The sequence below is a fragment of the Butyrivibrio sp. AD3002 genome (assembly GCF_000420905.1).
GTDB lineage: Bacteria > Bacillota > Clostridia > Lachnospirales > Lachnospiraceae > Butyrivibrio.
The window spans coordinates 46,104-63,441 of sequence record NZ_ATVV01000023.1; the positions used below are offsets into that span (position 1 = coordinate 46,104).

The following is a 17,338-nucleotide window of genomic DNA, read 5'->3' on the forward strand; positions in this document are numbered from 1 at the left end:
AAGTAATTCGAAAACCAATTATTTTAAAGTCACTTTATTTCTGCCACTTTCCTTTGACATATAAAGTGCTTTATCCACACGATTGAATACATCGTCGAAGGAATCCTCATCGCGAAGCTCTGTAACACCTACAGAGCAGGTCAGCTGACCGATTTTCGGAAAAGTTGCTGCTTCAACATTTTTCCTCAAAGTTTCAGATACCTCATAAAGCTCATCTCCGGTCTTCCCTCTGTAGACAATGACAAATTCTTCACCTCCCCATCTGCCAATATGGGCGTCTTTATCGACAACCGTCTCTTCAATGATGTGCGCGAATTTCTTAAGTGTGCGATCACCTGTGGAATGTCCGTGGTTATCATTAACCTGCTTAAAGAAATCAATGTCGATCATCATGAGGGATACAGACGTTCCCTCCTTTTTATGTGCATCGATAGCGTTAAGTATCTCCGTCTTAATTCCGCCATGATTGAGAAGTCCCGTCAGTGAATCGGCTATCGCAAGCTCCTCGTATTGCCTTAAGGTACTCATGATATCTTCAAAGTTCTCATGAATGTCCTGTACCATGAAGACAAATCTGAAGTCATCCTCATTAGCTGTTGCAGTCCTGCTGAAAATGAGTTTTACCCAGATATATGTACCCTCAAGGTTCATCATCATACAGTCAAGCGATATTGTGCGTCCCGGTGCCAGATTGGCCTTCAGGTATTCAGGATCCGTGATCTTAAGAAACTGATCCTTATCCTCCGGAGCGATCATATTTACAGTCATCAAGCGCCACTCTGAATATTTTATGCTTGAATTCACAGTCTCATCGGATATCTCCGTCACGCTTAAACTGCTGGTCGTATCCTGAACAAGGTCCACGTACATTGAAAACAGATAGGTGTTCTGTATCGTATTGACCTTTTTGGTGGTCATGAATTCCTCAACATACTCATCGTCGTCAAGTTCATCCATGACAAAAATATACTGTTTCTCATTTCTTGTCGGATAAACCTGCATCTGTACAAAACGAGGTGTACTGCTGCCTTCGAGAAAAACCTTCAGTCTTCTGCTGAATTTTCCTTTAAAATCCGCATAGTATGATACAAATGCCTTGTACTCGTCAGTAATCAGTTCACTTGAACCCTCAATATGAAACCAGAGCTTCTCTATCAGGTCATGATAATCACCGGTTTCCTCAATAAACTCTTTGAACATATTTCTGCGAGTCATTGCCCTGTATCTGTTGGTTGTTGCATCCACAAGAATAACAGCGTCGACATTTTCATGTAAAAGCTCAAGTACTTCCTTTTCCGTATAGCTTTCCAGGCTCTTTCTTGACATTTTCCTTCCCTCTGCAATGGGTCCTCTAATCATTCTTTTTATTGAGAATGAATTCCATTAACTTATTTATTATATATCAAATTCAGCCTGTATGCACGCTTATCCAACGCCTGTGACGCTGACATTCTCAAGTCTTGTGAGCGCAGGAATGTTGAAGTTGTCATACTGGCGCTTTTCCTTTGACATATACATCTCATTCACAAAGTCTGTCATGCAGCCTGAAATCGAACCTCCGCTTACAGGGGTAACCTTTTCGCCGTCGTGGTAATAACCAAGTCTTATCTCTCCCGCGATATCTCCCGAGATGGAATCAACAGCAAAATCCGAAAATTCAACTATCTCAAGGTATTTTCCGCTTCTGATCTCTTCCGAAGTCTTGGAACCGCCTTCCACATCAAAATTGCATGCAAGGTATGAATCCTTGATTCCAAGGTAATATCTGAATCTTCTTCCACCAAAGAAGGTGGTGGGAACATTTTTATCAAGAACTGTCATATCCCTTATTACAGCACCTTCATCATCCACATCGAAGTTTTTTGATGAGTTCGGCAGGTATTTTACGGATTTCAGGGTAACTTTATCTCCCTTTGCCCTAGGCGCAACTTCCTTGCCAATCTCCCAATCGGAATACTTGCTGTATATAAAACCCGCATTGCACTTTTCAACAAACCAGCTGTATATCTGGACCGCATCGCTTGTCGGGAAAACAACTGCTGCCTTTCCAAGCTTCGGAGTAGGTTTCGCGATCAGCTTATCCTTACCATATCTGAGTACCTCTGCAATGTCCTTTTTCAGGTTCTCACTGTCGCAGCTTCCTGCCTTATACATGCGATAGAGCTCGATCTCATGCTCTTTATCCCTGGCATTTACCACAACCTCAACCATTGATGAGGGATATTCAAAGCTTATGTCGATTCCCTCAGAGTTGATGAATCTTCTCTTATTCTTTTCAGCAAAAATCTCATAGGAATTGATGTACTCTGTATCCGTCTCCGGAAGCTCCTTCATTGCCTTTACGAAGTTTTCCGCAATTTGGGAAACATCCACGTCCTCACTTTTTGATACCTCATAATCTTCGGGCTTATTAAGCTCATAAAAAGGGTTCTTTACATTTTCAGCCCTTGAGATGAGCTTATCGATTTCTTCTTTTATCTCTTCATCCGTAAGTGTCGGGTATATCTCTCCCGAAGCACTTCCGAGCATCTTGCCGTCGTCAAGCTTTTTGTAAACCTTGACGTTAATATGCTCTACATCTCTTACTCTGTTCTGGTCCAGTCTGTGCTTTATGAAATAAAACTCATACGCAAGTGTTGTTGTATCTGTAATCTCAAAGCCGTCCGCATCGGAGGCCTTGAGAATATCTATAATCTTGTCTGTCATTTTCTTTTCCTTTCGTCTTCCCCTCATCCGTCAGCTTCCCCCAAGGGGAAGGCGCTTCGAGGTACTTAACCTAGTCTAGCAACCGCCTTCAGGTAAGGGCCACCGTCGGAGACTTTAACCCACTCCTTGTGTCCTTTACCGCAGCCGCCGTTACCGAAGGATTCACGGTCTGTACTTACCATTGAAATTGAGCCGAGAAGATCCGGCACATAACCGGTCATAACTACAGGAGCAACAACTTTTCCCGTGAACTTGCCGTCTATAATCTCACGGCCTCTCGCAACGATGCACTGAATGCCCCAGTGCTTCGGATCCTCCATGCCGGAGAACATACCCTCAAGATAGTAGCCCTTCTTAACTGAAGCGATCATATCCTCCTTGGAGTCACTTCCGCTGTCGAACATCGTATTTGTCATACGTGTATAAACCTTGTGCTCGAAGTTCTCGCGCTTACCGTTACCGGTGGGCTTTGTTTCAAGTCTGAGCGCAGCAAGAGCATCACAGACACCTGTTTTCAAAATGCCGTGATCAATCTCTGTAACATCACCTGCAAGTGTACCCTCATCGTCAAAGGCATAGCTTGCAACGTCAACAACGCAGTTTGCACCCTCGTGCATCGAAACAAGATCTGAACCGACACGCTTATCAATATACTCCGCACCGAGAGCTCTGCCCTTTACAAACATATCCATCTCAACGCCGTGGCCGAAGGCCTCATGGGCGATAAGTCCAGTAACTTCGGGACTTGTGATAATCTCATATTCCCCGGGAATCACGGGATCGGCATCCAGCATATCGCCAACAGAATTAACAGCCACCTCGATTTTCTCCTCAAGGTCGTCAAGAATTCCGGCACCGCTTCTTCCCGAAACACCCTCGATTGACATGGTATTTCTGCCGTTCTTAGCACCTATTGCAAGAATAGAACCTTCTGTGTAGACATAGCTCTGGCGCATATCTCTGTTCTTTGTGAGGAACATCTTGCAGACGTGGGTGGACTTTGCGGATGCGGGTGCATCTATCATGAAATCCTTAAGCTTTACGGCTCTGTCGCTGTAGCTCTGGAGTTTTTCCATAAGTGCCCCGAGATCCACATCCTGAGGCATGATATCAGTCTCCATCTCTGTGAAAAGCTCGCAGGGCTCGTCGTCAAGCTTATCCGTATCAAAAACTTCTGTGGAAGTCTTTTTGATAATTTCAAACTGGTCATTCAGAATATTCTTTAGTTTTGAGGCGAAAGCGCTCACATCCTTATCAGGTTTGTTGAACGAATACTCGCTGTAAAGGCCATCCTTATATACTCTGACAACGCAGCCTCTTTCGGTCGTCATATTTTCGCTCGTAATCGCCTTGCTCTTCTGCGATGCCTGTATAGAAAAGCCCTTGGAATCGCTGGCAAGAACGCTTACGTAATCATATTCCTCCGAGAGCTCATCGATCAGCATTTTAAGGCCGGGTGCAAGCTCTGTAAGGTATAAAGAAAACTTTGCTTTCATAAAATACTCCTAACATTATATTTTTTGCACAAATACTCCTCTATTATATACTCTCGGGAAAGATAAAGACTAATTTTTCTTCAGACTCACATCAATCCTGCATCCATATCTCTCGCTATCCTTGCAAGATCTTCGTACTCTTTCTTCTCACGCTTTACACCGTACCCGGAGACTTCCTTTACACGTATTTCTCCATCGGGAGTAGTTATCGTTTTCTCCTCACGGTGAAGCACGTAGCGATTGCTGATGTGCTCACGAATACCGATGGTTGTTGTATATTTGAAAATCTTTTTGACCAATTCTTCTTTTTTATCTTCCCGGCAGAGGACTGTCAGCATGGTTCCCGGCCGATTTTTCTTCATGAAAATAGAAGTGGTAAATACGTCCAAAGCACCCTCTTCCATGAGACGCTCAGTTGCAAAGCCTATTGCCTCGGGAGTCATGTCGTCGAGATTGCAGATGAGTTCTGTGATGGTATCGGTGAGAGCTTCATCATCTTCATTGCCAAGCATCACCCTTACGCAGTTTGCCTTTGCGAAATCCTTTTTACCCATACCATAACCGATTTTATCTACACTCATAATAGGCTGAGGTCCAAAGCTTTTTGCAAAGTATTTGATAAGTGCAGCACCTGTGGGCGTGCATAGTTCTCCGTCGATATCTGCGCTGTAGGACGGAATACCTTTTAAAAGAATTGCGGTGGCAGGTGCGGGAACCGGAAGAATTCCGTGCGCACATTTTACATGACCGCTTCCCACATGGATGGGAGATGCGATCACGCTGGCCGGACCTATTTCATTCATAATTAAGCAGGTCGCCGTGATGTCTGCAATGGCATCCATACTGCCTACTTCATGAAAATGTATCTCGGATACAGGCTCACCGTGAACGGTGCTCTCTGCCTCTGCAATCAGTTTATATACGTTAAGGATGTCCTTTTTAATGGATTCTTCTATTTTCAGTGATTCAATTATATGCTCGATATCATGGAGGCTTCTGTGGCTATGGTGATGCTCGTTATCATGGCTGTGACCATGCTCATGGTGATGATGGCCCACATCCTCACTTGTCTCTTCTTCTCCATTTACCCTGACTTCCAGATGTTTTCCTGTAATTCCGCATTTTTCTGAAGTCACAAGCTCATAAGTTACCCCGGGAATCCCGGCTTCATTAAGCTTTTCAAGTATCTCATCTCTGTTCTCACAGATATCCAAAAGGGCTGCTGAGAGCATGTCTCCCGCAGCTCCCATCTTACATTCTATATAAAGTGTTTTCATGATAATTGTTATCCTTTCGATGGTTACGAGAATTAAATTGTATACTACTTAATTATATCACATTTTATTTATCTAAAAACACCATTTCTTTTAATTTTATTCCCGTAGGGGTCGTCGCCAGTCCTCCGGCCGCAGTTTCCTTTAGGGTTGTCGACATCACATCTCCGACTTCTTTCATAGCATCCAGGCATTCATCGGCAGGAATGTGAGCCTTAATTCCGGCAAGCGACATGTCAGCACAGGAAAAAGCTATCATCAGTCCCGATACGTTTCTCTTAATACAGGGAATTTCCACCAGTCCTGCCACAGGATCGCACACAAGTCCCATTTGATTAGAGATTGCCATAGCGCATGCATCTGCGCACTGTGCAGGAGTTCCTCCCATCAGCTCCACAAGGGCTGCTGCCGTCATAGCTGCCGCACTTCCGCACTCAGCCTGGCACCCTCCCTCAGCGCCTGCGATACTTGCTCTGTTTGCCACAACCATTCCGATAGCTCCCGCGGTGAACATTGACATCACAATGTCCTTTTCATCAAAGCCTCTGTCCTCGTATAGGGAAACCAATGCTCCCGGCAAAATGCCGCAGCTCCCGGCTGTGGGCGCCGCAACTATTCGCCCCATTGACGCATTACAGCCAGCTACCGAAAGTGCTCTTGCTATCGCCTTTGACATATTTGTCCCGCAGAGTCCGCCATCATTTTTTCCTGCGTATTCGTTCATGATATAGCCTTCACCGCCGGTAAGACCGGACGTCGACTTAAGATCCTTCTTCATGCCCTCTTGAACGGATCTCTTCATAACATCGAAATTGATTTCCATCTTTTCATAAAGTTCAAGCTCTGTTATTCCCATGCTTTCAGCCTGATCCTCAAGAGCAAGCTGACTGAGCTTTATATTTCGGGCATTTGCAGCGGTCACGAGATCGCTGATGGATTCGTATTTTAACATTTTGTTCCCCTCATCCGGCGCTTCGCGCCACCTTCCCCCCTAGGGGAAGGCTTTATTGTTATGCCTTCCCCCTAGGGGAAGGCTTAATGTTGCTCGCTAAACTCTTTTGATCAGAATTGCATTAAGGACGTGGTCGATGCCTCTTATCTCATCTACCAGTGTTTCCGGCGGCTTGTTGTCTATTTCGATAGTCATGATAGCTTCTCCGCCCTTTTCCTGGCGCGAGAGATGGAACTTAGAGATATTCAGGTCCTCATGCTCCCAGTGCATCATATTTGTGACGCTCGCAATAACACCGGGTTTGTCCTCGTGCATCACAAGGATTGTATTGTTGTCTCCGGAAAATTCCACGTCCATCCCGTTTATCTGTTTTACAAGAATATTGCCTCCGCCTACGCTGGCACCCTGCATCACGCCTTCGGAACCATCTTCAAGAAAGTAATGAATGCGCGCGGTATTCGGATGTGCTCCCTTGATGTTCTCTTTTATAAATGTGTACTCTATTCCCCGCTCGGCTGCAATCTTATGCGCATCCCTGATCTCGGGAGAATAACTTTTATATCCCATTATTCCTGCGAGAAGTGCTCTGTCCGTTCCATGTCCCCTGTAAGTCTGGGCAAAAGATCCGGACAGGGTAATCTCAACCTTTTTTAGTTTTCTGTCATCTATAAGCTTGTTGACAACTCTGCCGAGCCGCACTGCACCCGCAGTGTGAGAACTCGAAGGTCCTATCATCACCGGTCCTATAATATCGAAAACATTCATGGAATTACCTCCATTAAAAAAATGGAGCAGACACATCACACAAAAAGCGCTAGAATCTGCTCATCTTATTATTTTCCATCAAGGTCTGCAACTCTTACGGGTTCGCCGTTTAACAGGATGTAACCCTTTGGAAGCCTCGACGCATCCGGCATGGAGGTATTGTGCCCTTTTTCATGTCTGTGAGGCATAGCACCTGCGTCGTTTCTTGCATTTTTCCTATTGTATGTATTATATACCCCGACCGGCTTATGCGCGTGCGGCATCGATGAAGCTTCACGTTTACTGCTGTCAGCCGTTCCGCTCTTAGCTGCCGTTTGTCCGGCCTTTTTTCTTAAAACTCTTCCAAATACTGATAGCACAAGAATCCAGACTACTAACGACACAAGTCCATCCAGATTCTCTCCTACCATGGGTAAAACTTCCTCCACCTTTTCTCCCAAAAGAGCTATTACCTGTTCCATATCTCCTCCCGATATCACATCATGATTCTTTACTTAATTCCTGAAGAATAGCATCCACATCATAATTAGGGGCATAGTTTTCAGCAATCTTGCGAATAACTTCTATTCTGGTCACAGATTCTTCAAGGCGCATCTTACTCTTCCTAAAAGAAATTATACCACAAATAGGCATAGTTACACCGTATGATATGCCCCATATCCCATGTCTACCCCCAATAGACCTAAAACAAATCCAGCATGCTGTCCAGATATACTTCTTCCCTGACTTTTAGTTGGTATTCGGGTTTTGTCATGTAATAGAGCAAGAATTCCAGAATAATGGCGCTTCCAAGGCTTCTCCCTTCGATTTTGAAATTGGAGAAGCCCGCAGGCATGTATGTTTCTTGAATATCTTCAATTCCGATAAAACCTGGGTTCTTCATTGCATCGGAAAAGCGGTAGCCTCTGCCTGCTTCGGGAGAAACGCAGGCATGATCGGCGCAGTTTTCACCGAGACTTTTCCTGCTGACATTTTCATAGCAATTCTTTCTGTCATAACAATCAAACCAGCAGCATTCATTGCACAAAAATTCCACCTTCTGCTTCTGCAAAGGTGAAAGTGCGCATAGTTTATCCAATTCCTTATTTAGTCTGAAGTCCGGTACAACATAGCTGAATTCACTGCGGTCAAGCTCTTTTTCAAGCTCTGAAAACTCAGTCAACACCTTTGTCGTACTTGAAACAAAATAAAAACCGGGATAGTTTTCCTTTAGATATTTAAGAAGAATATCTGAGTGAAGTATTATTCCGTTACTCCCCTCTGCACCGCTTTTCTCAAACAAAGCACACAAGTAATTGCACTTCTTATCGGAAAGGTGCTTCTCCTCAAGCAGAGAATTACTGAACGTAAGCCGCGCAGAGATTCCGTACTGCTTCATCAGCAAGGCCACCTCTTCCGGGTCTGCATCTCCGAAACCCACTCTTCCGCCACCCCATGTGCAATCGCCGGGAGCGCCATAAATTGAGCCTATTTCACACCAATCATAAAAATACTCCCTGCGCTCTCTAAAGAGCGGCAGGAAGATTTTGTATAAGTCATAAAATTCGAATAAACCGGGGAGATGATAATAAGCTGTCATTTTATCCCTCGTCTCTCCATTGCCTGGATCAGATACTTGATTTTCTTTTTTACCACGTCTGCATATTTGGGTTTTAACTTATTCTGAACACCGATAAAATCTCTGATAGTCTCGATATCTTTATCTCTCATATATGCCAAAGTTTCTTCATCCAGTTTGAGTATATCAATATTTTTATCACAGATTCGTTTAGATGCTATATATCTTTCCATTCAGAACTTCCTTCATTCAATAATTATAAAGCCTCTCTATATTATATTCCAGAAATCTAAACCTCCGATAAAGTTGAAATTAAAAATACGAAAAGCATCCGCTGCGAATTATATTCCATTTTGTGTTAATGAAACGAAATCACCTTGTCGTAGTCATAGCCTCGGTCAGGAGTGAAATCTCTCTTAGTGAGAGTAAAATATAATACTCCATGCTTTTTCAATGTAAATGAAACATCCGCCGTTCCGTTCTTTGATACTTCAATGGAGCTCGTCGTAAGAGGCCATGCGGCGCTCTTAATCATTTCCTTCTCCGCCTTCGACGGGTATGCCGGCTCTCCCAAGTCGTGCCACAATTTCAAGGGATTACAGCAGGTCTCATCGACAGTCTTTTTGATAAGTGTATATTCACCGGCTTCCGGAAGCTCAAAGTCCAAATCAGCGCTAATCTCCTCCTCACCTATATTCCACAATACTCCCGCATAGCCGGAATCATTTTTAACAATCACCGCCTTGTCCTCACGGTATACGCAATCTGTGCCAAACATTTTTAACTGCTTATAAAAATAGAAAGTCCAGAAGGTCGGCTTGGGAATATTCCCATCCGCAACCATTCCAAAGCCTCCATGGAATAGGGAATGCTGAACTCCCTGCTCCTCGAACACATCTCCGAAGGTCCAGTAGGAATATGCTTCATTCACATCCCCAAGTCCCGCCAGCTGCCCGGCAAGATATGCGGCATTCAAATTTGTATCATGGATTACGCCCCTTGGAGTATACGAGGTGCTAAATTCCGACAGATGTATGGGGAGTCCTCTGAATTCATCATAAGAATCCACAATATCCCTGGTGGACTGAAGATTCTCAAAACGCATCTTTGGATCCTCCAGTTTGGAATAATCATAATGTCCGATGCGCTCCGGGAATTCCACAGTGTAATGATGTCTGGTAATCCTGTCGGGTTTTATGCACTCCTTTTTGCAAAACTCAAGGAAAGCCTCTATCCACTCCGCATCCCTTACGCCGCAGATGGCAGGCCCTCCGACCTTATATCTTGAGTCATAGTTCTTAATTGCAAGAAACGTCTCCTTGAATAATTTGAAATATTCCTGCATGTCAGCCTTGTACCAAAAGCCCGGCAGATTGGGCTCATTCCACACCTCAATAGGCCATGTCACAGTTTCTTCTCCGTAGCGCTTTTTGAGGTGTGACAGAAGAGCAATAACCATATCTGTCCACTTTTTGTAATCCTTGGGTGGAGTGGTATTCCCCTTCCAGTAAAAGATCGTCTGGGTTCCGCTGGCAAGCTGGCCGGGCATGAATCCAAGCTCAAGATAAGGCCTGATGCCAAGTCGCAAAAAGCTGTCAAAAATCCTGTCTATATAAATATAGTTGTACTCTACTTTTGTCTCGCCGTCCTCTTCGTACTCGTTGTAGATAGCCACATCATCAGAGAAAAGACCGTGCCCTCTTATGTAGGAAAAGCCGATCATGTTCTGTACAAATTCGAGCTCTTTCAAATACTCCTCTGTCAGTGCCAGTCCGAGCCTTCCCGTGCCGACGCAGTAATCCACGTTATTATTGAATTCCATCCTGTTATCTTTTTTTACGATTATTTTTTCTCTGCTCATACCCTGATTCTCCCTGTTCCCTATAAAATAAAATTTTCTATAAGATAAAAAGCCTTATATGCTGCATTTTTAATGTAGCACATAAGGCTCCCGCACTCTAAAACAATATTGTTTTTATCATGCCAATTATTGCGATTATTTCCGTGATTTTTTCAGAAGCTCCGCGGTAAAGTCGATGTAGTCAAGGCAGGTGTTGCACTTCGGAGCATAGTCTATCAAAAGCTTCTTTGCTTCCTGAGCTTCCTTTGTCTTTATACATTCACGAATAACAGTTTTAAAGAGCTTCGTATCCATCTTCTTCGCTGTCTTTTCTATATTGTCACGGGTTTCCTTCTCAAGGTTGGATCTCCCCGAATATCTGACAAGAAGAAGTCCGGCGATGGAAAGATTTCTGTTCTGTCTCTTTTTCACAGACATGATCGTGTCGTATAACTGACTGATTCCCTGCATCGCATAGGAGTCTGCAGTTACCGGAATTATCACTTTATCAGCTGCAATAAGGCAGTTGTAAAGGATGATATTAAGTGATGGCGCAGTGTCTATAACGATGTACTCATATCCCTCGAGTTCGTCCAGTGCATCCTTAAGGCGATAGAAGCCTTCAAGATCGCCGTCAAGCATCTTCTCCGCTTTTACAAGGAGAGGGTCAGATGCAACGATATCACCGTTCTCTGTATGCTGGATAGCTTCCGCAATCGGCAATTTATCAGAATCGATTATTACATCATAAAGCGTAGCGACGTCCTCAATCTTGGCATCATAGGTGCTTGTACTGTTGCACTGAGGATCAGCGTCTATCAAAAGTGTCTTTGCTTTTCTTCCAAGAATTCCCGCAAGATTGGTTGCAGTAGTACTTTTACCGATGCCGCCCTTCTGATTGGCAACCACGAATATAGTAGACATTTTTCATCCCCTCCCTCAGAAATCAACGCAGCCGTTTACATTACCGTTAACAACATAGAAAACCTTGTGCTCCTCAGGCTTTATATAGACATCGATTTTCTGAAAATCCGCTTCCGATACTCCATGAGAAAGCGCATCCTCTTTGATTTTCTTTAAAATGTCATCGGTAGTGCGGTCACTGTTTTGATACTGAACGACGATGTTTTTCTGAGCAGTGGCAAAACTTCCGGTTGCTTCAAGTGCTCTCTTAACACTGCTTTGTCTGGCCATTTTTCATATCCCCCTTTGCAAGTCATTAGAAACTACAAAGATTATTTTATCAAATCCTTTGCCCTCTGACCACTTAGAAGAGGTTGTTTTTTCAGCAGGTCACCATAAATTTCATTATTTCCTTTATTCCGTTTGCGGCATCCCTCGCACTAACCTCAAGAATGATCTCACCTTTTTGGGCTGTCGCACCGCTGGGATCTCCGCCTATACCGATAGGCTTTCCTTCATCGGTGATGAAGTCCTCCCCCATCCAGGGAAGAGATGTGCTTCCGAAAAATGCAAGCTTTGCACCTTTTCCCGAGATTGAATAATGCCCCGTGCTTGAAGTCGTAAGGTCCACAAGGCTCTCATCCCTTGCCATCACCATGGCGGTTTCCATTTCTCCTCCGTGAAAATCGGCTTCATTTCCCGGAGTTATTGTCTTCTTTACTTCCGGATCCGAGAAAGAACCCGATGAAATCAAGTAGACATATATCCCAAGATCACGCCTTATCTGACGACTGACTATCTCTGCTGTTGCGCGGTTCCCTCCGTGGCAGATGAGAAGAGCTATATGCTTAAAGCCATGCCTTGTCAGGCACTCTGCTATGTCATACAAAACACTGTAGTAAGTCTGCGGTTTGAAAGATATCGAACCGCAAAAAGAAAGGTGTTCAACACTGTATCCCACAGGAATTGTCGGAAAGAAAAGAACCGATCCCGAAAGGACTTCATCGCTTTTATCCAAAGAGAGCTTCCCCATTATTCTCTTTTTCATCTCATCCGCAATGATCGTATCGGTGCCAAGAGGCGCCTGGTTTCCATGCTGTTCCAGTGCGCCGAGCGGTACCACTACGAGAGTCTTTTCTTTATCCACCTGCTCCATCTGCAGCCTTGAAAGATTTTGGTATTCCTGTATCATCAAGCTGCCTCCTGCACCTGTTCATTATCTGATCTGAGTCCCCTTGCTGAAGGAACAGCTGCGAGAAGTCTGTCATATACTGCGTAGCCTATGAGACTGTTGATTGCCAGTTTTACTACATTGAAAGGTATTGTCGCATAGATGATAAATGTCTGAAGGTTCTGGATTCTTGCATTTACTCCACCGACCATTTTTACGACATCATCAAGAGATACTCCCATCGCTTTTGCATATAAAGGAAGTGAAATGCAGGCATTTAAGAAGCATGCTGCACCGGTTCTTATAACAACACTGACTATAAGTGCTACCATAGCGGCCTTTCTTGTCTGTCCCATCTTCTTATAAACAATCCAGGTGGGAATTATGAAAAGAATGATGGCCATAAGGTTTACAAGCTCTCCGACATACATTGAGTTAGTTCCCGTGAGAAGTAGCTTTACTACAAGCTTGATGATCTCAACCAGTGCGCCTTCCGCAGGTCCCATAAGGAAAAGAGCGATGATTGCAGGCACGTCGCTAAAGTCAAACTTATAGAACGGCGGCATCATCGGCACCGAGATCTCCAGTGACATGAGTACGCCTGCAAGTGCTGCGAGCATTCCTGTTAATACGATTTGCTTTGTTGTGAATTTGTTTTTGAACATTTGATTGTTCCTCCCCGTGTTCTTTAGATTTTTGAACCGAAGGATTCCCGAGGAATAACAGCCATATCCGCATTTTTATGCGCCTGAATCACGAAGAAAAATCGTGAAACAAAAAAGGCGAAACCTGCATGGGGGCTTCGCCTTAATACGCGCACAATAAAACAGCAAAATAACAGCTATTATAATGCATTACTTCTACCATCCAGACTTTACTGTCGGTTTTGGAATTTCACCAAATCAGTCGCTTTCGCGAGTCGCGGACTGTCACCGCCGGTCGGGAATTACACCCTGCCCCGAAGAATTATTCGATTTTCTTTTTATACCTTATCAAAACACCTATGTATCGTCAATAGGAAAAACAGCGCTTTTCAGGCTTTTCCTCTATAGATGAAGCTCAGCATCGTAATGTCGTCAAACTGCGGTGCTTCTCCTACAAATTCATCAATCTCCTTTTTAACCGCCGGCAAAAGCTCTGTCGGTGACGCATCCGGATTTCGGTTCAGCGCATCAATAAGCCTCTGCTCTCCGAACAGTTCCAGATTGGCATCCGTTGCTTCCGTAACCCCATCCGTGTAGACAAACAGCCTGTCTCCGGGATCGAGATGGAACTCGCTCTGACGGAATTTAAGTCCTTCCATAGTGGCAACAGCCGGTGAATGTTTTGTCTTTATGAGTTCGTAGGAACCATTGCCTCTCCTAAACGCCGGATACTCATGACCTGCGTTGGCCTCGAGCGCATCACCTGTAGTAAGATCAATAACCACTGCCCATACTGTTACGAAGAGCTCAGCGTCATTTCCCTCGCAAAGCTGATTATTAACATTATATAGTGCCTCGCCCGGCTCTTCTCCCATCTGGAGGCGGTTCTTTATAAGTGTCTTTGCAATAACCATGAAAAGTGATGCCGGGACACCTTTTCCGGAAACATCTGCAATTACAAGAGCAATATGATTTTCATCCACCAGGAAAAAGTCGTAGAAATCACCGCCTACCTCTTTCGCAGGTGTCATGGTCGCATAAATATCAAGCTCTTTTCTGTCGGGGAACGGAGGAAAAATCTTGGGAAGCATATCCGCCTGGATCTGACTTGCAATGCTCAAATCCGCATCAATTCTCTCTTTTTCCGCGGTGACCTTCTGAAGATTAACCATGTAATCTTCAAGTTCCGTAATCATCTCTCCAAAGCTCTTTGCAAGCATACCAATCTCATCCATGATTTTCACATGAGACAGAATATCCTTTGCTATCTCCGGATCTTTCTTTTCGGAGTACTCTCTTACCTCGCGCTCAATGCCGATGATACGATGCAAAACATTTTTACTAAGGAGCAGGTAAAGAATAGCTGTAAATATGATAAGCACAACCGCTGAAACCAGTCCCTGGATGATCACATTTTTCATGATCTCGGAATTAACAACCGCCACACTTATTTCAGAGCATAGAAGTCCGACCTTTTCACCATTTATAACCACCGGAGCACAATAATTATACTGTTGGCCGAATTCGTTATTCATGATATCAAAGCCGTTCTGAGCTCTTCCTGTAAACCAGGTATCCCACATGGTTTGATGTATCTCCGGATCCTCGTAAACAACTTCCCCAAGCTTTAGAATTTCACGTCCATCTGGCGCTGTTTTCGTTTCCATCGTAGGATCAAACATATAGTTCATCTTCAGATCATTTTCACTCTCAGGATAGATGAAATATGTATACATCAGATCAAAACTGTCCGTCGCCTCAAAAAAAAGAGTAAACCATCGTTCAAAGGCGTAGTTGACATATAACCGCTGTCCTTCAAGATCAAGGTCATTAAAGAAAAGCGTTGTCCCGTAATCTTTTCCCGGATAATTTTCAAGAATATAATCATCAAAAGCACTCTTACTGACCGGAAGATCACTTTTGAAATCCACCGGAACCTGCACCAGATCAGGATGTTCCTGAAACCAGGCTTTCAGATATATGAACTCATCGCCTTCACTTTGTATCTGATTTACCAGATGTGTCGTTATCCTACGCAAATCCGAGACACACTCACTGTGATAGGATTCTGTCTGCGCAATATATGTCATAGTCCCGTTTACCAGGATCGTTCCCAGTGCAAATAAGGCAAAAACAATTATGAACATTTTTACCAGACTTTTTTTCTTCATTTCGTTAAGCTTCTGAGTATTTTCCATATCCACCATTTGTCCTTTTCATCATATGAAAAACCACATGAACCCTACATTTATATTGTATAAATAGGCGTTTGCAAAACGCCGAAAGCCGCATAAATACGGAGTTTTTGCTCTATAAAAAATGAATAACCCCTCACCGGATATGGTACAATAGAATTGACAAGAAACCACTGACCAATACCAAGAAAGGAGTTATTCTGATATATATGATACCATATAAACAGCTTTCTTTGGCTGATATCTATGCAGATTGCCAAGATAAATTTGAAAATGACAAGCCTGCGTTTTTGTCTCTATTAGAAAACCATATCGACCTTGATGAAATTATTCCGCTTTCTTTTATAAAGCATTTCTATGCATCAACGGGAAGATCCCGTAAATACCCATTAAAAGCTATGCTCTGGGCTTTAATTATCCAACGCATTTTTACTATCCCCACAGATCAGCTTCTACTGGTCTTTCTTGCATACTCGAAGCCACTTCGTGAATTCTGTGGTTTTACCAAAGTTCCTGATGCTTCTAAAATAACCCGCTTTAAGCAAGATTTTCTGGATGACTTACAGCTTGTTTTTGATAAGCTCGTTGATATTACCGAACCTATCTGTCAGGCCATTAACACTGACAAAGCTAACATGACCATTTTTGATTCCTCTGGTATTGAAGCTTTTGTTGCTGAAAATAATCCTAAGTATGCAAACAGGATAATCAAACAACTTAAGGCATATGCCAAAGCAATGGGCTTTGATAAATCCTATGATCCCTATAAGTCAGCCTATGGAGCAATGCCTTCTCATGCTTCTGCCAATCCTGAAATCAAACAGTTATATATCAACGGCCATTTCTGCTACGTTTTCAAGTTTGGCATTGTAACAAATGGCCTAGGAATTGTTCGCCACATTTCTTTCTACAACAAAGACTTTTTTACATCTCACCCGGATATTGTTGTCGAAAAGAAGTCTGATTCACCTGATGAAGATAAATGCGTTCATGACGCAAAACTTCTCATTCCCACACTACAGGACTTCTTTTCAATGCACCCACTTATCAATCCCAAAACATTTCTGGGTGATTCCGCTTTTGATTCAGCTCTTTTGTATAAACAGCTGCTTACAGGGGATACCTTCGGATCAGATAAGCATTTTTCAAAAGCGTATATCCCTCTAGCCAATAGAGGAAGCATCAAATATCCCGATTGCAAGGTCAACTCAGATGGCATTCCATGTTGTCCTAAAGATGATTCACTCCCAATGAAATCCGATGGCAAATCTTCAAGGAACAATGGTTTAGTAAGATATAAATTTGTCTGTCCCAAAATCAAACGTGTTTACAATAAATCTACTGGCAAATCTCTTCGTGAGTGTCAATGTAAAAATCCCTGCACTAATTCCCCTTGCGGCCGTATGATATATATCTATCCCGAAAAGAATCTACGTGCATATCCAGGGATACTGCGCGGTACTGAAGAATGGGATAACACCTATAAAATCAGAACCGTCGTTGAAAGAGATATCAATCACATGAAAGAGAATCTCTGTCTTGCAGGGCGTCGCACACAAAATGAAAAAACATTGCATGCTGATCTAATTCTTGCAGGTATCACTCAGCTCATCACCGTCGTTCTAGCTGACAAAATCAAACATCATGAGTATATCCGCAGTGTAAAACCGCTAATCGCGTAGGACTTACCAACTTCATTAAGCCATATGCTTATTAAAGTGCGCCAAAATTGCTAGTTCACATTTTTGCATCAAAGAATTCATGCTCTGCATGAATTCTTCCTTGTTTAAATTCAAGATTGCGAACGAGCAAAGCGAGTTTCGCAATTACCTAT

Annotated in this window: 16 protein-coding genes, 1 pseudogene and 1 riboswitch; of the genes and pseudogenes, 1 reads left to right on the forward strand and 16 read right to left on the reverse strand. The window is 43.5% G+C overall.

The window, feature by feature from the left end; genetic code table 11:
• Positions 1-18: 18 nt before the first annotated feature.
• From G596_RS0114980 to G596_RS23990, 16 genes are all read right to left on the reverse strand, one after another.
• Positions 19-1,326, reverse strand: a complete 1,308-nt coding sequence (locus tag G596_RS0114980) for a GGDEF domain-containing protein (RefSeq protein WP_022762640.1) — start codon at positions 1,324-1,326, stop codon at positions 19-21.
• Between the two features lie 99 nt (positions 1,327-1,425).
• Positions 1,426-2,733, reverse strand: a complete 1,308-nt coding sequence (locus G596_RS0114985) for a metallopeptidase TldD-related protein (RefSeq protein ID WP_022762641.1) — start codon at positions 2,731-2,733, stop codon at positions 1,426-1,428.
• A 38-nt stretch (positions 2,734-2,771) separates the two neighbouring features.
• Positions 2,772-4,202, reverse strand: coding sequence for a TldD/PmbA family protein (locus G596_RS0114990; protein WP_022762642.1), 1,431 nt, complete (start codon positions 4,200-4,202; stop codon positions 2,772-2,774).
• An 86-nt stretch (positions 4,203-4,288) separates the two neighbouring features.
• A complete protein-coding gene (gene larC / locus G596_RS0114995) occupies positions 4,289-5,479 on the reverse strand; it encodes a nickel pincer cofactor biosynthesis protein LarC (protein ID WP_022762643.1) in 1,191 nt (396 codons plus the stop codon).
• 64 nt (positions 5,480-5,543) lie between these two features.
• Complete coding sequence (sdaAA, locus tag G596_RS0115000) at positions 5,544-6,428, reverse strand: L-serine ammonia-lyase, iron-sulfur-dependent, subunit alpha (protein ID WP_022762644.1); 885 nt, start codon at positions 6,426-6,428, stop codon at positions 5,544-5,546.
• Positions 6,429-6,524: 96 nt separating this feature from the next.
• On the reverse strand, positions 6,525-7,193 hold the full coding sequence (gene sdaAB, locus G596_RS0115005) for an L-serine ammonia-lyase, iron-sulfur-dependent subunit beta (RefSeq protein ID WP_022762645.1): 669 nt from the start codon (positions 7,191-7,193) through the stop codon (positions 6,525-6,527).
• Positions 7,194-7,261: 68 nt separating this feature from the next.
• A complete protein-coding gene (locus G596_RS0115010; RefSeq protein WP_022762646.1) occupies positions 7,262-7,654 on the reverse strand; it encodes a hypothetical protein in 393 nt (130 codons plus the stop codon).
• A gap of 19 nt (positions 7,655-7,673) precedes the next feature.
• Positions 7,674-7,826: a hypothetical protein gene (locus tag G596_RS25295; protein WP_196805237.1), complete on the reverse strand. Its 153-nt coding sequence runs from the start codon at positions 7,824-7,826 to the stop codon at positions 7,674-7,676.
• 49 nt (positions 7,827-7,875) lie between these two features.
• Positions 7,876-8,772, reverse strand: coding sequence for a hypothetical protein (locus G596_RS0115020; protein WP_022762648.1), 897 nt, complete (start codon positions 8,770-8,772; stop codon positions 7,876-7,878).
• Positions 8,769-8,984: a hypothetical protein gene (locus G596_RS0115025; RefSeq protein ID WP_022762649.1), complete on the reverse strand. Its 216-nt coding sequence runs from the start codon at positions 8,982-8,984 to the stop codon at positions 8,769-8,771. Before G596_RS0115025 ends, G596_RS0115020 begins: the two co-directional genes overlap by 4 nt.
• 125 nt (positions 8,985-9,109) lie before the next feature.
• Complete coding sequence (locus G596_RS0115030) at positions 9,110-10,612, reverse strand: GH39 family glycosyl hydrolase (protein ID WP_022762650.1); 1,503 nt, start codon at positions 10,610-10,612, stop codon at positions 9,110-9,112.
• Between the two features lie 135 nt (positions 10,613-10,747).
• Entirely contained in the window at positions 10,748-11,515 is a 768-nt protein-coding gene (locus G596_RS0115035; RefSeq protein ID WP_022762651.1) for a ParA family protein, read from the reverse strand.
• Positions 11,516-11,530: 15 nt separating this feature from the next.
• On the reverse strand, positions 11,531-11,785 hold the full coding sequence (locus tag G596_RS0115040) for a DUF6465 family protein (protein WP_022762652.1): 255 nt from the start codon (positions 11,783-11,785) through the stop codon (positions 11,531-11,533).
• A gap of 91 nt (positions 11,786-11,876) precedes the next feature.
• On the reverse strand, positions 11,877-12,686 hold the full coding sequence (locus tag G596_RS0115045; protein ID WP_022762653.1) for a creatininase family protein: 810 nt from the start codon (positions 12,684-12,686) through the stop codon (positions 11,877-11,879).
• Positions 12,686-13,330: an ECF transporter S component gene (locus tag G596_RS0115050; protein WP_022762654.1), complete on the reverse strand. Its 645-nt coding sequence runs from the start codon at positions 13,328-13,330 to the stop codon at positions 12,686-12,688. Before G596_RS0115050 ends, G596_RS0115045 begins: the two co-directional genes overlap by 1 nt.
• Before the next feature lie 186 nt (positions 13,331-13,516).
• A riboswitch (FMN riboswitch) is annotated at positions 13,517-13,635 on the reverse strand.
• A 63-nt stretch (positions 13,636-13,698) separates the two neighbouring features.
• The gene (locus tag G596_RS23990) at positions 13,699-15,507 is read right to left on the reverse strand and encodes a SpoIIE family protein phosphatase (RefSeq protein WP_175475127.1); all 1,809 of its coding nucleotides are present in this window, start codon (positions 15,505-15,507) and stop codon (positions 13,699-13,701) included.
• 206 nt (positions 15,508-15,713) lie between these two features.
• Between G596_RS23990 and G596_RS0115060 the strand changes: the two are divergent.
• Positions 15,714-17,091: pseudogene (locus G596_RS0115060) on the forward strand (transposase).
• The last annotated feature ends 247 nt before the right edge of the window (positions 17,092-17,338 follow it).

Coding starts and splice junctions, on each gene's coding strand:
- G596_RS0115045 (WP_022762653.1), bottom strand. CDS start 12,686: ATGATACAGGAATACCAAAATCTTTCAAGGCTGCAGATGGAGCAGGTG.
- G596_RS0115040 (WP_022762652.1), bottom strand. CDS start 11,785: ATGGCCAGACAAAGCAGTGTTAAGAGAGCACTTGAAGCAACCGGAAGT.
- larC (WP_022762643.1), bottom strand. CDS start 5,479: ATGAAAACACTTTATATAGAATGTAAGATGGGAGCTGCGGGAGACATG.
- G596_RS25295 (WP_196805237.1), bottom strand. CDS start 7,826: ATGCCTATTTGTGGTATAATTTCTTTTAGGAAGAGTAAGATGCGCCTT.
- G596_RS0114990 (WP_022762642.1), bottom strand. CDS start 4,202: ATGAAAGCAAAGTTTTCTTTATACCTTACAGAGCTTGCACCCGGCCTT.
- G596_RS0115025 (WP_022762649.1), bottom strand. CDS start 8,984: ATGGAAAGATATATAGCATCTAAACGAATCTGTGATAAAAATATTGAT.
- G596_RS0114980 (WP_022762640.1), bottom strand. CDS start 1,326: ATGTCAAGAAAGAGCCTGGAAAGCTATACGGAAAAGGAAGTACTTGAG.
- G596_RS0115030 (WP_022762650.1), bottom strand. CDS start 10,612: ATGAGCAGAGAAAAAATAATCGTAAAAAAAGATAACAGGATGGAATTC.
- G596_RS23990 (WP_175475127.1), bottom strand. CDS start 15,507: ATGGAAAATACTCAGAAGCTTAACGAAATGAAGAAAAAAAGTCTGGTA.
- sdaAB (WP_022762645.1), bottom strand. CDS start 7,193: ATGAATGTTTTCGATATTATAGGACCGGTGATGATAGGACCTTCGAGT.
- G596_RS0115020 (WP_022762648.1), bottom strand. CDS start 8,772: ATGACAGCTTATTATCATCTCCCCGGTTTATTCGAATTTTATGACTTA.
- G596_RS0115010 (WP_022762646.1), bottom strand. CDS start 7,654: ATGGAACAGGTAATAGCTCTTTTGGGAGAAAAGGTGGAGGAAGTTTTA.
- G596_RS0114985 (WP_022762641.1), bottom strand. CDS start 2,733: ATGAGGGGAAGACGAAAGGAAAAGAAAATGACAGACAAGATTATAGAT.
- G596_RS0115050 (WP_022762654.1), bottom strand. CDS start 13,330: ATGTTCAAAAACAAATTCACAACAAAGCAAATCGTATTAACAGGAATG.
- sdaAA (WP_022762644.1), bottom strand. CDS start 6,428: ATGTTAAAATACGAATCCATCAGCGATCTCGTGACCGCTGCAAATGCC.
- G596_RS0115035 (WP_022762651.1), bottom strand. CDS start 11,515: ATGTCTACTATATTCGTGGTTGCCAATCAGAAGGGCGGCATCGGTAAA.